The sequence below is a fragment of the Enterococcus sp. DIV0167 genome, from assembly GCF_050541555.1.
GTDB lineage: Bacteria > Bacillota > Bacilli > Lactobacillales > Enterococcaceae > Enterococcus > Enterococcus faecalis.
This window is the reverse complement of the sequence record NZ_CP172933.1, coordinates 1-14,802: the sequence shown is the minus strand read 5'-3', so window position 1 is coordinate 14,802 and position 14,802 is coordinate 1. Positions and strand designations below refer to the sequence as shown.

At 38.1% G+C, this 14,802-nt stretch carries 12 protein-coding genes; all 12 read right to left on the bottom strand.

All coding sequences use genetic code 11. The features are described from left to right. Positions 1–68: 68 nt before the first annotated feature. Entirely contained in the window at positions 69–1,436 is a 1,368-nt protein-coding gene (gene dnaB / locus IGM09_RS00060; RefSeq protein WP_002381331.1) for a replicative DNA helicase, read from the bottom strand. Between the two features lie 272 nt (positions 1,437–1,708). Beyond that, positions 1,709–2,161: a 50S ribosomal protein L9 gene (gene rplI / locus IGM09_RS00055; RefSeq protein WP_002356023.1), complete on the bottom strand. Its 453-nt coding sequence runs from the start codon at positions 2,159–2,161 to the stop codon at positions 1,709–1,711. Between the two features lie 5 nt (positions 2,162–2,166). Beyond that, the gene (locus tag IGM09_RS00050; protein ID WP_002363542.1) at positions 2,167–4,191 is read right to left on the bottom strand and encodes a DHH family phosphoesterase; all 2,025 of its coding nucleotides are present in this window, start codon (positions 4,189–4,191) and stop codon (positions 2,167–2,169) included. Between the two features lie 156 nt (positions 4,192–4,347). After that, positions 4,348–4,587 carry a 30S ribosomal protein S18 gene (rpsR, locus tag IGM09_RS00045; RefSeq protein ID WP_002356021.1) on the bottom strand — a complete coding sequence of 80 codons (240 nt, stop codon included), beginning with the start codon at positions 4,585–4,587 and terminating at the stop codon, positions 4,348–4,350. A gap of 25 nt (positions 4,588–4,612) precedes the next feature. After that, positions 4,613–5,179: a single-stranded DNA-binding protein gene (gene ssb, locus IGM09_RS00040; RefSeq protein WP_002364599.1), complete on the bottom strand. Its 567-nt coding sequence runs from the start codon at positions 5,177–5,179 to the stop codon at positions 4,613–4,615. A gap of 44 nt (positions 5,180–5,223) precedes the next feature. Then, complete coding sequence (gene rpsF / locus IGM09_RS00035) at positions 5,224–5,526, bottom strand: 30S ribosomal protein S6 (protein WP_002356019.1); 303 nt, start codon at positions 5,524–5,526, stop codon at positions 5,224–5,226. A gap of 174 nt (positions 5,527–5,700) precedes the next feature. Then, on the bottom strand, positions 5,701–8,187 hold the full coding sequence (gene gyrA / locus IGM09_RS00030) for a DNA gyrase subunit A (protein ID WP_010823334.1): 2,487 nt from the start codon (positions 8,185–8,187) through the stop codon (positions 5,701–5,703). Between the two features lie 55 nt (positions 8,188–8,242). Next, the gene (gene gyrB, locus IGM09_RS00025; RefSeq protein WP_002359210.1) at positions 8,243–10,192 is read right to left on the bottom strand and encodes a DNA topoisomerase (ATP-hydrolyzing) subunit B; all 1,950 of its coding nucleotides are present in this window, start codon (positions 10,190–10,192) and stop codon (positions 8,243–8,245) included. Further along, positions 10,189–11,316, bottom strand: a complete 1,128-nt coding sequence (gene recF, locus IGM09_RS00020) for a DNA replication/repair protein RecF (RefSeq protein ID WP_002356016.1) — start codon at positions 11,314–11,316, stop codon at positions 10,189–10,191. The genes gyrB and recF overlap by 4 nt, the downstream gene beginning before the upstream one ends. Beyond that, on the bottom strand, positions 11,303–11,548 hold the full coding sequence (yaaA, locus tag IGM09_RS00015) for a S4 domain-containing protein YaaA (protein WP_002356015.1): 246 nt from the start codon (positions 11,546–11,548) through the stop codon (positions 11,303–11,305). Before yaaA ends, recF begins: the two co-directional genes overlap by 14 nt. Positions 11,549–12,126: 578 nt before the next feature. Then, positions 12,127–13,257 carry a DNA polymerase III subunit beta gene (gene dnaN, locus IGM09_RS00010; RefSeq protein ID WP_002356014.1) on the bottom strand — a complete coding sequence of 377 codons (1,131 nt, stop codon included), beginning with the start codon at positions 13,255–13,257 and terminating at the stop codon, positions 12,127–12,129. Between the two features lie 201 nt (positions 13,258–13,458). Next, positions 13,459–14,802: a chromosomal replication initiator protein DnaA gene (dnaA, locus tag IGM09_RS00005; RefSeq protein ID WP_010707915.1), complete on the bottom strand. Its 1,344-nt coding sequence runs from the start codon at positions 14,800–14,802 to the stop codon at positions 13,459–13,461.

Sequence of the window (14,802 nt, the reverse complement as noted above, 5' to 3'; positions counted from 1 at the left end):
GTGTTTTACTCTCTGATTTTAATCCCTTAATAAGCAAAAAAACGAACTCAAAAAATGAGTTCATTTTTTTAAAATTCTGTCCTCGGCGAAAGCGAAGAAAATTTATTATATTCTTTAATGAAAAGTAATTCGACCGTTCCACGCGCACCACTACGGTTTTTCTCAATGATAACTTCTACAACATTGTCAACTTCTGGTGGCTCATGATCGCCGTCTTCTCCTTCACCACGATCGTAGTAATCATCACGATAAAGAAAGGCAACGATATCGGCATCTTGCTCAATGGAACCTGATTCACGAATATCACTTAACACAGGACGTTTATCTTGACGTTGTTCCACGCCACGAGAAAGCTGTGACAAAGCGATAACTGGGACTTTTAATTCTTTCGCTAATTTTTTTAATTGACGTGAAATATCAGAAACCTCCTGTTGGCGGTTCTCTTTTCCAGTTCCTTCAATCAATTGTAGGTAGTCGATCAAAATTAGACCTAGGTTGCCTTTTTCTTGTGCTAATTTACGACATTTCGCACGAATTTCGGTAATTTTAATCCCTGGTGTGTCATCAATATAGATATTCGCACGGGACAAACTACCCATCGCAATAATTAAGTTTTGCCATTCTTCTTCAGATAATTGCCCTGTTCTTAAATGGCTGGCCTCAATGGATCCTTCTGCACAAAGCATCCGGTTCACTAATGACTCTGCCCCCATTTCTAAACTAAAAATAGCGACAGCTTTATCTGTTTTGGTGCCGACATTTTGGGCAATATTTAATGCAAAAGCGGTTTTCCCTACCGCTGGACGGGCCGCTAGAATGATTAGCTCTTCCGCTTGCAAGCCAGCAGTCATTTTATCCAATGCTTGATAGCCTGTAGGTAAACCAGTAATCTCTTCATCATTTTGGTATAATTGGTCAATATTCGCAATAGTTGTATTTAGAACATCTGAAATTGATAAAAAGCCACTGCGATTCCGCTTTTCAGAGACTTCTAAAATGCTTCGTTCTGCATCATCCAAAATAGATTCAACATCTTCACCTTGCTCAAAGCCTTTAGTTACAATCTCTGTAGCGGTTTGGATTAAGTTGCGCAGCAACGATTTTTGTTCAACAATTTTTGCATAATAAATGACATTGGCAGCTGTCGGTACAGCTAAAGCTAAATCTGACAGATAACTTAGTCCGCCAACATCTTCTAACAAATTCTCTTGTTCTAGGCGATCTTTGATTGTTACTACATCAATCGCTTCATTTCGGTCGCTTAAGGTCATCATCGTTTGGAAAATCAACTGATGACTACGACGATAGAAATCTTTAGGTTCCACATATTCCATCGCTTCTATTAGCACATCTGCATCTAAGAAAATAGAACCTAAAACGGCTTGTTCCGCTTCAATATTTTGTGGCGGTACCCTATCTTGCAATAATTCATTCATTTTGTTCTCTCCCACGATGTCTTACTTTCTGGTTCATTTAGTCTATCCATTTTAACACAATTTCATTAAAAAAAGTACATTTTTTCTCTGCTGATTTCTCTATTTTTAGTTCACTTTCCAATTTTTAAAAATATACAATTAATAAAAATATAATACTTTCGTTAATTTAAATTGTTGTGTATTTGATTTTTAAATATTATAAAAATAATTTGAGTAATTTATTTTGCATAAAAAAGAAGCCGGAGAAATCGGCTTCTTTTTTATCGATTGTATTATTCCGCTACGACATGAACCTTAATTTTCGCTGTAACTTCATGATGTAGTTTGACTGGTACGTTAGTGTAACCTAGAGAACGAATTGGGTTGGCTAATTCGATTTTGCGTTTATCCAATTTTACATTGTATTGTTTGTTTAAGGCTTCTGCAATTTGTTTTGAAGGAATTGAGCCAAATAAACGGCTGTCTTCTCCAGCTTTTGCCTTAATCTCTACAACAGTCTTTTCATCTTCTAAAAAGGCTTGCATTTCTTTTGCTTGTGCTAAAACTTCTGCTTCATGTTTTTCTTGGGCTTTCTTTTGACCCGCTAACGCACTCATGCTCCCTTTATTGGCTTCTTTCGCATAACCATTTTTAATTAAAAAGTTTTGGGCGTAACCAGTTGGCACTTCTTTTACGTCCCCTTTTTTTCCTTTTCCTTTAACGTCTTGTAAAAAAATGACTTTCATTTCCTTCACTCCTGTTCATACATTTCATTAATATTTTGACGAATTACATCAAGTAGTTGCTCTTTTACTTCTGCTACTGTTACGTTTGATAATTGTACTGCCGCATTAGTAAAGTGACCGCCACCACCTAAATTTTCCATAATAATTTGGACATTAATTGAACCATTACTCCGAGCACTAATGCCAATCTGTTGATCCGTCCGCTTGGTAATGACAAATGCTGCATTAATCCCTGCCATAGAAAGTAATGTGTCCGCTGTTTTGGCAGCTGTGACACTATCATATTCTTTGTCTTCACTCCCGGCAACAACGACGGTATCTTTTGTGACATATTCGCTTTTAGAGATTAAGTTGTTCATTTCCAGATAGCTTGTAAGATCAGAACTTAATAGATATTGTACTAAAGATGAGTCTGCTCCACAAGTTCGTAAATAACTAGCCACATCAAATGTTCGCGCTGTCGTTCGTGTATTGAAACTTTTCGTATCAACCACAATTCCCGCCAACATCATGGTTGCTTCAAAGGCCTGCAGTTTATTTGCGCTATTACTTTGGTATTCGATCAATTCTGTGACTAATTCTGAAGCAGAAGAGGCAGAAGATTCAATATAAGAAAGCAAGGGTTTTGCTGGAAATTCGTCTCCTCGTCGATGGTGATCAATGATTACCACTTTATCAAAACGCTCATAGAGCTCTTGTGAGATCGATAGAGACGGTTTATGGTAATCTACCATAACTAATAAGCTACTTTCTTTCTTGCGCTTCATTGCCTCTTTAGGACTAATAATGCGCTCTTCTAATTCTGGGTACTCTTTAATCGCCTCTAACACTCTTTTGACATCGGGAATGATTTCATTTTCATCTAAAACAATCCACGCTTTTCGATTATTAAACGAAGCTAAACGAGCAACACCAAATGCTGAACCTAACGCATCCATATCTGGATAACGATGGCCCATAATATAGATGTCAGCAGATTCCGCAATAATTCCCTTAATTGCCATGCTCATTGCGCGAGAACGTACTTGGGAACGTTTCGTCGTTACTGCCGTTTTTCCACCAAAAAATAACGGCTTCGCTTCATCTTTGGCTTCTTTTACAACCACTTGATCGCCGCCACGTACTAAAGCTGTATCTAGGTTTGTTTGAGCCGTGGTCCCGGTTTGATCTAATGTTGGCCCCCCATAAGCAATCCCCATACTTAACGTAATGGCTACTTCATGGTTAGCTGATTCCTTACGGATCGTATCCAAAATAGAAAATTTTTCGTCCATCATTTTTTGAATATCTTCCCATTGGGCAATGAAAAAATAACGTTCTGCGTTGATTCGCTTATAAAAAACTTTGTATTGGTCCATCCAATCAGAAACCATCGTCGTAATGAAACTATTCAAATAAGAAATTTCTTTCTCATCCATTGTATCGGTGACATCATCATAATTATCGACAGACACAATGCCAATAGCCGTTTGCATTTCGACTTTTTCTTGATACAAATTACTTTCTTTAGTGATATCTTCAAAAGTAATTGTATGTTGTTCTTTATTGACGCTAAAGCGATAGGTATTTTCGTCAATCGTAAAAATATCTTGGTTTCGTTCTGCTAATTCTAAATAAGACGTAACTTGGCTAGCGGTTAACGTTAGCTGATTGTCTTTATTAAAAATAGAAGCAGCATAAGGATTAAGCCATTCTACCGCGCGTGTTTCCCCGTTATACGTAATAATTCCCACAGGTACTTCATTTACAACATAATCCAACGATTGTTCAGCAATGGAACTTGCTTCTTGAATCTTTTCTACGTTTGTAATTTCTACATCTCTAATCAACAGCCGAATAACCACTAAGAGAAAGATATCTAATGCGATAATTACCGCCAATAGCAGCCATTTATTTGTTAGTAAGAAATAGAGGAGAAATTCTACTAAGAGAAGACCCACAACAATTAAGAAACCGTTTTTTTGAATTCTCTTCTTTTGCATTTTTTTGCCTCCAATCTTTCTGCAGACCTTTGAGGCGACTTGTTCCAACGAGCATATTGCTCTGGTGATTCACTAGTTATTTCATCCTTTATTTTATCACAAAACACTTCATTCTGCGAACCTTGTTATGTTTCACGTGAAACACTAGTCAAGATAAAAAAGAACCAAAGAGCAAGCTCTTTGGTTCTGGAAATTGTCATAAAATTATTGTTCGTCACTAACGAATGGTAATAATCCCATGATACGTGCGCGTTTAATAGCAATCGTTAATTTACGTTGGTTTTTAGCGCCAGTACCTGTAACACGACGTGGTAAAATTTTGCCACGTTCTGAAATGAATCGTTTTAACAATTCAGTATCTTTATAATCGATGTATTCGATGTGGTTTGCTGCGATGTAGTCGACTTTACGACGTTTACGTCCGCCTCTTCTTTGTTGTGCCATTCTTGTTCCCTCCTATCAAATTCGTTTAGAATGGTAAATCATCATCTGAAATGTCGATAGATGAACCTGAGCCACCAAATGGATCAGAATCTTTATCGAAATCAGGCATACCGTTATTGTTTTGCGACTGAGAAGATGATGGATTGAAACTATTGTTGTTGTTATTAAATCCAGAACCGGCATTGTTATTACCAAAGCTACGATTTTGTGATTGATAACCATTTTCGTTGTTATTAAAGCTACCGCCGCCAGTTCCTCTTTGTTCTGAAGCAGAACGAGATTCTAACAATTGGAAGTTTTCACAAACCACTTCAGTTACGTAGACACGTTGACCTTGTTGGTTCTCGTAGTTACGAGTTTGAATTCTTCCGACAACACCTAATAATGTACCTTTACGGGCATAATTAGCCATTGTTTCTGCGGGTTTACGCCAAATCACACAGTTGATAAAGTCTGCTTCACGGTCACCATTTTGATTCGTAAAGTTACGGTTTACAGCAAGTGTAAAGGTCGCAACAGCTGAACCACTAGCGGTGTAACGTAAGTCAGGATCTTTTGTCAATCTTCCGACTAATACAACGTTATTAATCATTCAAAACATCTCCTTTCGTCAATAAATGTTTCATGTGAAACAAATTATGCTTCTACCTTCACGATCATATGACGGATAATATCGTCATTGATTTTTGCTAAACGATCAAACTCGTTGATTGCGCCAGCTGTTGATGGAGAAGTAACATTAACGATATGATAGATGCCTTCACGGAATCCGTTCATTTCATATGCTAAGCGGCGTTTTTCCCAATCTTTAGATTCGATAACTTCTGCTCCGTTATCTTTTAAGATTGTGTCGAAACGTTCTACTAAAGCAGTTTTTGCTTCTTCATCAATGTTCGGACGAATAATGTACATGATTTCGTACTTCGTATCTTGACTCATTGATTTTCACCTCCCTATGGACTTCAAGGCTCTTAGTTGGCTAAGAGCAAGGAGAACATACCTAAAAAGGTAGTTCACAATCTCTAATTATATGCTAATTGATGGACAAAAGCAAGAAATAGTTTTGAAAAGCCCCAATAAAAAAGTTTCGCCAACTGGCGAAACTTTTTTATGTTATTCTTCTGTTTCTGATGTTGTTTCTACAACTTCAACGATTTCTTCTCCCACTTCTTCTGGTTCTACAACGGCCATTGTTACCACTTTGGCACCATCTTCCATTCTCATTAAACGAACCCCTAATGTTGCGCGTCCTGTTTGAGAAACAGAATCAACGTTAAAGCGGATAATGACGCCTTTGTTCGTAATCAATAAGATATCTTCATCCCCATTGACCGTGGTTAAACCAGCTAATGGACCATTTTTCTCAGTGATATTTGCTGTCTTAATCCCTTTACCGCCACGTCCTTTAACTGGATATTCAGAAGCTTTTGTACGCTTACCATAACCATTTTCAGTAATGACTAGGACTTCTTTATTTTCATCCAGAATCGCTGCGCCGACCACATAATCATTTTCGCGGAGACGGATTCCACGAACACCTGATGCTGTCCGGCCCATATCACGTACAGTATTTTCATCAAATGTGACAGAGTATCCTGCATGTGTTCCGATAATCATCTTCTGATTGCCATTAGTCGTTACTACGTTAACTAACTCATCATCTTCTTTTAAGCTAATGGCGATTAATCCATTACTACGGATATTAGAAAAGGCTGTTACGGCTGTCCGTTTGACGGTTCCTTTTAAGGTTGTGAAGAACAAGTATTTACCGGCTTCCGCTTTGCCCTCAACAGAAATAATCGCTTGAATTTTTTCTGCAGAATCAATTCCCAGTAAGTTAATCACTGGAATTCCTTTTGCTGTTCTACCGTATTCAGGGATTTCGTAACCTTTTGCTCGGTAAACTTTCCCAGTGTTCGTAAAGAATAATAATGTGTCGTGTGTTGAACAAGAAACTAGGTTTTTCACGAAATCATCATCATGAACGCCCATGCCTTGGACACCACGTCCGCCACGGCGTTGCGCCCGGAATTCAGAGTTTGCCATCCGCTTAATGTAGCCGTTATTGGTTAATGTAATCACGACTTCTTCTTCTTCGATTAAATCTTCATCTTCAAGACTTAAGACTTCACCTACTAATAATTCTGTGCGTCGTGCATCACCAAATTTTGTGCGAACGTCATTTAACTCTGTTTTAATGATTTCAATGACGCGTTCTGGGCGGGCTAAAATGTCCTCTAAGTCCGCAATGAATTTCAATAGCTCTTGATATTCATTTTCAATTTTGTCGCGTTCTAAGCCTGTTAAACGGCGTAAACGCATATCTAAAATCGCTTGCGCTTGACGATCTGAAAATTCAAAGCGTTCAATTAACGTTGCTTTTGCTTCGTCATCTGATTGTGATCCACGGATAATGGCAATGATTTCATCGATATGATCTAAGGCAATTCGTAGACCTTCTAAAATATGCGCCCGTGCTTCTGCTTTGTTTTTGTCAAAAATCGTCCGGCGAGTAATGACTTCTTTTTGATGCTCGACGTAATTTTCTAAAATACGTTTCAAGCTTAAAATTTTCGGTACGCCTTTTTCGATGGCTAACATGTTAAAACCAAAAGATGTTTGTAAGGCAGTCATTTTGTATAAGTTGTTTAATACAACAGAGGCACTCACATCTCGACGAACATCGATGACGATCCGCATGCCTTCACGAGAAGATTCATCCCGCAAATCAGTAATTCCTTCAATTCGTTTATCTCTGTGTAATTCAGAAATTCGTTCGATTAATTTGGCTTTATTCACCATATAAGGCAATTCAGTTACTAAAATACGTTCTTTTCCATTCGGCATTTCAGTCAATTCAACTTTTGCACGAACTGTAATCGAACCTTTCCCCGTTTCATATGCTCGGCGAATCCCTGATTTCCCCATCACTAAACCGCCTGTTGGAAAATCTGGTCCAGGTAACACTTCCATCAATTCATTCGTCGTTACATCAGGATTGTCCATCAATAAACTTGTTGCATCAATCACTTCACTTAAATTGTGTGGTGGAATATTTGTTGCCATCCCCACCGCAATCCCCGTTGTTCCGTTAACTAGTAAGTTTGGAAAACGAGCAGGTAAAACTACTGGTTCTTGTTCTGAATCATCATAGTTTCCTTGGAAATCGACTGTATTTTTGTTAATATCTCGTAGCATTTCTAAAGCAATTTTACTCATACGTGCTTCGGTATAACGCATAGCGGCAGCGCCGTCACCATCGACGGAACCGAAGTTTCCGTGGCCGTCAACTAACATAGCCCGATAACTAAAAGGTTGTGCCATCCGCACCATTGATTCGTAAATCGCACTGTCCCCATGGGGGTGATATTTACCCATAACATCCCCAACAATCCGGGCTGATTTTTTGTGTGGTTTATCAGGGGTTACCCCTAATTCGTTCATTCCATATAAGATTCGGCGATGAACAGGTTTTAAACCGTCACGAACGTCAGGTAACGCGCGGGCTACGATAACACTCATTGCGTAGTCAATGAAAGATTCTTTCATTTCGCTGGTCAGATTGACGTCTTGAATGTTTTCTTTAATTTCTTCACTCATGAATTTTTTCCCCTCTAAATATATGTTCTAGCGTCTCTTACAACGTTGCGACACATTAAATATCCAAGTTTTTCACGTAATGGGCATTTTCTTCGATAAACGCACGACGTGGTTCCACACGATCGCCCATTAGCATTTCAAAAATTTGGTCAGCTTCAATGGCATCATCGACACTCACTCGCGCCATTAATCGTTTTTCTGGGTCCATTGTTGTTTCCCAAAGTTGGTGATCATCCATTTCACCCAACCCTTTGTAACGTTGAACACTTGGTTTTGGTGAAGCAGGTAATTCTTCTAACACTTTTGCTAGTTCCTCTTCAGCATGTTTGCCCGGTTGAACGTAGGTGATGTTTTTCCCTTGTTTCACACCATATAGTGGTGGTTGGGCAATATACACATAACCAGCTTCAACAATTGGCCGCATGAAGCGATAGAACAAGGTTAATAACAACGTTCGAATATGCGCACCATCGACATCGGCATCGGTCATAATCACTAGTTTGTGATAACGTGCTTTAGAAACATCGAAATCTTCGCCGAAGCCTGTTCCCATAGCTGTAAATAATGACCGAATTTCTTCATTGGCTAAAATTTTATCCATGCTGGCTTTCTCAACATTCAAGATTTTCCCACGAATTGGTAAAATGGCTTGGAATTCACGGCTACGTCCTTGTTTTGCTGAACCGCCGGCCGAGTCTCCTTCGACGATAAATAATTCGCATTTTTCCGGATCTTTACTTGAGCAATCAGCCAGCTTCCCTGGCAAGTTGCTAATTTCTAACGCGCCTTTACGACGGGTGACTTCACGGGCTCTTTTAGCGGCTAAACGAGCTTTTGAGGCCAACATACCTTTTTCGACAATTTGTTTACCGACTGTTGGATTTTCCATCAAGAATTTTGTAAAGTATTCTGAGAATAAACGATCCGTAACGGTCCGTACTTCTGAGTTCCCTAATTTCGTTTTCGTTTGTCCTTCAAATTGAGGATCGGGATGTTTGATGGAAACCACTGCGGTTAAACCTTCACGAACATCTTCCCCAGTTAATTTTTCATCGTTTTCTTTCATCAATTTTTGTTTACGTGCATAGTCATTAATCACACGTGTTAAAGAAGTTTTAAAACCAGATTCATGCGTTCCGCCTTCATAAGTATGAATATTGTTGGCAAAACTTAAAATATTTGAGTGGTAGCCATCTGTATACTGCATTGACACTTCCACTGTAATATCTTGTTGCTCTCCTTCAATGAAGATTGGCTCTGGGAAAATAACGTCTTTATTGGCATTTAAATGCTCAACATAACTCTTAATCCCGCCTTCATAGTGATACTCTTTTTTATCTTCTTGTCCTTCACGACGGTCTTCAATTGAAATGTGTAAGCCTCGATTTAAAAAGGCTAATTCACGAACCCGTGTTGCTAATTTATCAAAATCATAAACGGTTGTTTCTGTAAAAATTTCAGGATCTGGAATAAAGTGAACAGTGGTTCCGTGACGATCCGTTTCTTCGATAACTTTTAGGTCATCAACAACCGCACCACGACGATATTCTTGGTAATACACTTTGCCATCTTTATAAACACGAACATCTAAACTGGTCGATAAAGCATTAACAACAGAGGAACCAACACCGTGCAAGCCACCTGATACTTTATAGCCGCCACCGCCAAATTTCCCGCCGGCATGTAGCACTGTAAACACTGTTTCCACAGCTGGGCGACCAGTTTTGGCTTGAATCCCGACTGGAATTCCACGACCATCATCGATAACAGTAATACTATCGTCTGGTTCGATAATTACTTGAATTGATTTAGCAAATCCTGCTAAGGCTTCGTCGATAGAGTTGTCAACGATTTCCCATACTAAGTGGTGTAACCCTTCGCCACTAGTAGAACCTATGTACATACCAGGACGTTTCCGGACAGCTTCTAAGCCCTCCAAAACTTGAATCTGACTAGCGTCATATTCTTGCGCACGTTCTCTCATGTTTTTTTCTTCTTCTGTCATGTCGCTGAATTCCTTTCTATCTTGCCTTGTTGAACATAAAAAATATCTGGTTCAACTGTTAGCTTGTCTTTTATGTGATCTAAACTAGTTGTCGTTAAGAACGTTTGAACTTTGCCTTCAATCGTTTCTAACAAGTGAATTTGACGTTCATTATCTAATTCACTCATGACATCATCTAGTAATAACACAGGATATTCTCCTGTTTCTGAATGCATCAAATCAATCTCTGCCAATTTAATACTTAAAGCTGTCGTCCGCTGTTGGCCTTGTGAGCCATACGTTTGAACATTTTGACCATTGACAATAAATAGCAAATCGTCACGATGAGGGCCTAAAAAAGTATTCGCTTTAAACAATTCACGCTTACGATTGTTCATTAATTGTTGGAGCAATTGATTTTGAAGTGCTTCTAAGGAAAGATCCGTGTTGTCAATTGGGATGCTTGATGCGTAGTCAATGGTGAGCGTTTCGCGTCCATGACTAATTTTTTGATGGAGTAAGTTTGCCCAGTGTTCTAATTTTTTAAGAAAACCTAACCGAGCGTATAGAACTTTCCCGCCAAATTCAGCTAGCTGCTCTGTCAAAATATCCAGATAAACAGTATCTGTTTGTTTCTTTTCAGCTAGTTGTTTTAGGTATTGGTTCCGTTGCTTTAAAACAGACTGATATTGGACAAGATCATAAAGATAAATAGGACTCACTTGTCCGAGTTCCATGTCAATAAATTTCCGGCGGACTTGAGGTGAGCCTTTCACCAAAGATAAATCTTCTGGGGCAAATAAAATAACATTCAGTTGCCCAATGTACGCACTGAGCCTTTTTTGCTCAATGTGATTAACCTTGGTTTTACGTCCTTTGTTGGAAATTAAAATTTCCAACGGCACGGTGCCTGTCTTTTTTTCAACCACACCGCTAATTTTAGCTGCTGCTTGTTCCCAGCCAATTAATTCTTTTTCATTGCTGGTTCGATGACTTCGTGTCATTGCTAGAACATAAATGCTTTCTAACAAGTTGGTTTTTCCTTGGGCGTTTTCGCCTAAAAAAAGATTTAACGTTTTTGGAAAATCTAAACTGACTGTTTCATAATTACGATAATGCTGAAGTGTCAGCTCATTCAGCCGCATCGTCGGACTCGTTTCCGTTTTTCACCATAAAAAAAGTACCTTCTTCAGGTATCTCAATCATCATGCCCGCATAAAGTTTCCGTCCGCGACGATTTTCCAACTCGCCATCAACAAACACGCTATTGTCTGCCAAATACCATTTGGCTTGGCCGCCACTACCAATGACGTTGATTTCTTTAAGAAACTGACCAAGCGTTATATACTCAGTTGCTAAAACAAACGTTTTTTTCAATGTGCATCCCTCTTTTTTCTAATACGTTCTCATATATATTATACCCTTTTTCATAAGAGAAAACAAATTTATCTGTCTAATTTTCATTCTAAGCAATTTTAATTCTAAATGACCGAAAATATTATTAGGATAAAAAAACTCTTAAAAAGCATTTTAAAACGGAAATTGATATTTTCTTGAGAAAAAAGGGGCCTGATTTGGCAGAAATGACGCGTAGCGTTTAACTAAAAAACAATTAGGGGTAACTCAAAGACAAACGAAGAGGGCGCGCAATGAAGAAAAGTAGCTTGTAGAGGTCTGAGCGTCGTTTTAAGCAACGTAAACTTCTTTCACTAGGAAATGTTCATAAAAAAATGAACAGCTCTTAAACGAAAAATTAAAGGGCTTTTTTCTTTATCCACGAAAAAAAGGCAGAATTTATTCGTCAAACGATAGTTCAAACATTCACAATCATATTAGCGTAAAAGCTATTCTAGTTTTAAAAAGCTTATCTAGCAGCGTTTATCGGCTTTAAACAGACGACAAAAAAGAACCTTCGGCGATCATAGTGATTTTCCGAAGGTCTTTTTTAAACATGATTAATTTGTACGAACCGGTGTAATTAGTTGAATGAAATCTAGTTCTGTTTCGGTTGGCTCCAATGTAAACGGACGAATTGGAGAAAGGAATTTCACGGTAATATTCATATCGCCAAACGCTCGCAACGCATCTTTCATATAATCTGGGTTGAAAGAAATATCCAACGCTTCACCAGAAACATTTTCATAGTTTAACGCTTCTTCGACTTTTCCAATTTCAGGTGAATTTCCATATAAAACAACAGAATCTGGTGAAATTGAAAGGCGAACAATATTGTTACGTCCTTCATGAGAAAGTAAAGAGGCACGTTCGATTGCTGAAAGCAGTTCTGGTACATAAAATTCAATTTGCGTGTTATGGCTAGTTGGAATTAAACGGTTGGTATCAGGATAATTTCCTTCTAACAAACGAGAATAGAAGTACATTGTTTCTGTTTTAAATAGCACTTGATTTTCCATAATGCTGATTTCAACCATTTCTTCTTCATTGGTTAATGAACGAGAAAGTTCAGTTAAACTTTTTCCTGGAATTACAATGTTAAAGTCTTCTACTGCTTGTTCTGTCGGGATCACACGTTGACTTAAACGATGTGAATCTGTCGCAACGGCAAGTAATTTTTGATTTTCTAAAATAAAGTGAACCCCAGTTAAAATTGGACGACTTTCGTGCATCGATACAGCAAAACCTGTTTCACTAATAATTTTTGTCAATAAATGAACAGGTAATTTCATTTGGTTTTGAGTATCAATTACTGGTAAGTGCGGATAATTGTCAGCATCTAATCCATTGACCGTAAAATCAGCTTTTCCTGAAGTAATTGCAACTTGATTGTTATCTAGAACTTCCATTGTGAACATATCTTCTGGTAATTTACGAATAATTTCGCCAAAGAAACGAGATTGTAAAACGATGCTACCTGTGCGTTCAATCGTCATTTGAGCTTTTTCATCATCTTTACTTAAAAAACTTTCAATTGAAATATCCGCGTTACTCCCAGTAAGTGATAAGCCATCTTCTGATAACACAATTTTAACACCCGTTAAGATTGGAATCGTTGTTTTAGAAGAAATTGCTCGTTGAACAGTTTGTAATTCTTGTAAAAAGACACTTCGTTTGACCGTTAATTTCATAATGTAAACTCCTTTTTAAGTATTTTCAATACGTTCTAATTTTGTACGCCACTGTTTTGTATATTATATATAAATAAATAATAAAAGTAATAGGGCATGTTGATTCTGTGGAAAAGTCAAAAGAGCATTGATTTTACTAAGTTATCCACTTGTGTATAAGTTGTGGATAACTTTATTCTTTTTTGTTTAGTTTTCCACATCCTAAGAGTTCAATAAATTTTTAATTTCACTGACTTCTTTTTGAATCGCTGGATCTTTTTCCAATAATTGCTGAATCTTTTCGTGCGCATGAATTACCGTTGTATGATCTTTGCCGCCAAATTCGGCACCAATTTTTGGCAAGGAATTGTCGGTCATTTCTCTAGCAAGATACATTGAGATTTGACGAGGAACTACAATTGTTTTCACCCGTTTTTTCCCTTTTAAATCTTTAAGAGGCACATGATAATATTTGGATACTTCTTCTTGAATTTGTAAGATGGACAATTGATTTTTACTACCAACTGATTTTAGAGATTTCAAGGCGTCCGCCGCTAAACTAGTGGTAATATCTTCTCCATTAATAGTTGCAAAGGCTTGAACGCGGACCAAAGCACCCTCTAATTCACGGATGTTGGAATCAATTTGACCAGCGATATAACTTAGTGTATCATCCGGAATTTCTAAACGCTCGGCATCTGCTTTTTTGCGCAAAATTGCAATCCGTGTTTCTAAATCAGGCGGGGTGATATCAACAGACAAACCCCAAGCAAAGCGAGAAACTAATCGTTCAGGTAATTTTGGAATATCATTCGGCGGGCGATCACTTGTTAAAACAATTTGTTTATTTTCATTGTAAAGATCGTTGAAGGTATGGAAAAATTCTTCCAATGTTGCTTCTTTTTCCGCCAAAAATTGAATATCATCGACTAATAATAAGTCAACATTGCGATATTCTTTCCGAAATTGTTCGGATGTCTTTGTTTGAATTGAGTTGATAAATTCATTCGTAAACGTTTCGCTACTAACATATTTGACTTTGGCATCTGGTTGATTCACTAACATTTGATGACCAATGGCATGCATCAAATGGGTTTTCCCTAACCCTACACCACCATAGAAGAAAAGGGGATTGTAAATCGAACCCGGATCCTCCGCAACAACAAGCGCTGCAGCGTGAGCCATTTGGTTTCCTTTACCAATAACGAAGGTGTCGAAAGTGTACTTAGGATTAAGCATCGCTTTTTTACTTTGTTCACTAAAAACAATTTCTTCTTCGGCAGGTTCTTCGAGTTCTTGTGCCAGTGCTGCGTCTTTTTCATCGGCAACAACAAAATGGGGCATCACTTCTGCACCGGTCAATTTAAATCCAGTTTCGACAATTTTTGCCGAAAGATTTTTTTCCCAGTAATCACGATGAACTGCAGAAGGGACTTCTAGCCACAATTGATTGTTGTCTAATTTCAAAGGGCGTGTGGTTTTAATCCAAGCATCAAAACTTGGCGCCGACAAAATCGCTTGATAGGCTTCTTCAAGGCTATGCCAAAAACTTTCCACGTCGGGCAT

Coding starts and splice junctions, on each gene's coding strand:
- dnaB (WP_002381331.1), bottom strand. CDS start 1,436: ATGAATGAATTATTGCAAGATAGGGTACCGCCACAAAATATTGAAGCG.
- rplI (WP_002356023.1), bottom strand. CDS start 2,161: ATGAAAGTCATTTTTTTACAAGACGTTAAAGGAAAAGGAAAAAAAGGG.
- rpsR (WP_002356021.1), bottom strand. CDS start 4,587: ATGGCACAACAAAGAAGAGGCGGACGTAAACGTCGTAAAGTCGACTAC.
- ssb (WP_002364599.1), bottom strand. CDS start 5,179: ATGATTAATAACGTTGTATTAGTCGGAAGATTGACAAAAGATCCTGAC.
- rpsF (WP_002356019.1), bottom strand. CDS start 5,526: ATGAGTCAAGATACGAAGTACGAAATCATGTACATTATTCGTCCGAAC.
- gyrA (WP_010823334.1), bottom strand. CDS start 8,187: ATGAGTGAAGAAATTAAAGAAAACATTCAAGACGTCAATCTGACCAGC.
- gyrB (WP_002359210.1), bottom strand. CDS start 10,192: ATGACAGAAGAAGAAAAAAACATGAGAGAACGTGCGCAAGAATATGAC.
- recF (WP_002356016.1), bottom strand. CDS start 11,316: ATGCGGCTGAATGAGCTGACACTTCAGCATTATCGTAATTATGAAACA.
- dnaN (WP_002356014.1), bottom strand. CDS start 13,257: ATGAAATTAACGGTCAAACGAAGTGTCTTTTTACAAGAATTACAAACT.
- dnaA (WP_010707915.1), bottom strand. CDS start 14,802: ATGCCCGACGTGGAAAGTTTTTGGCATAGCCTTGAAGAAGCCTATCAA.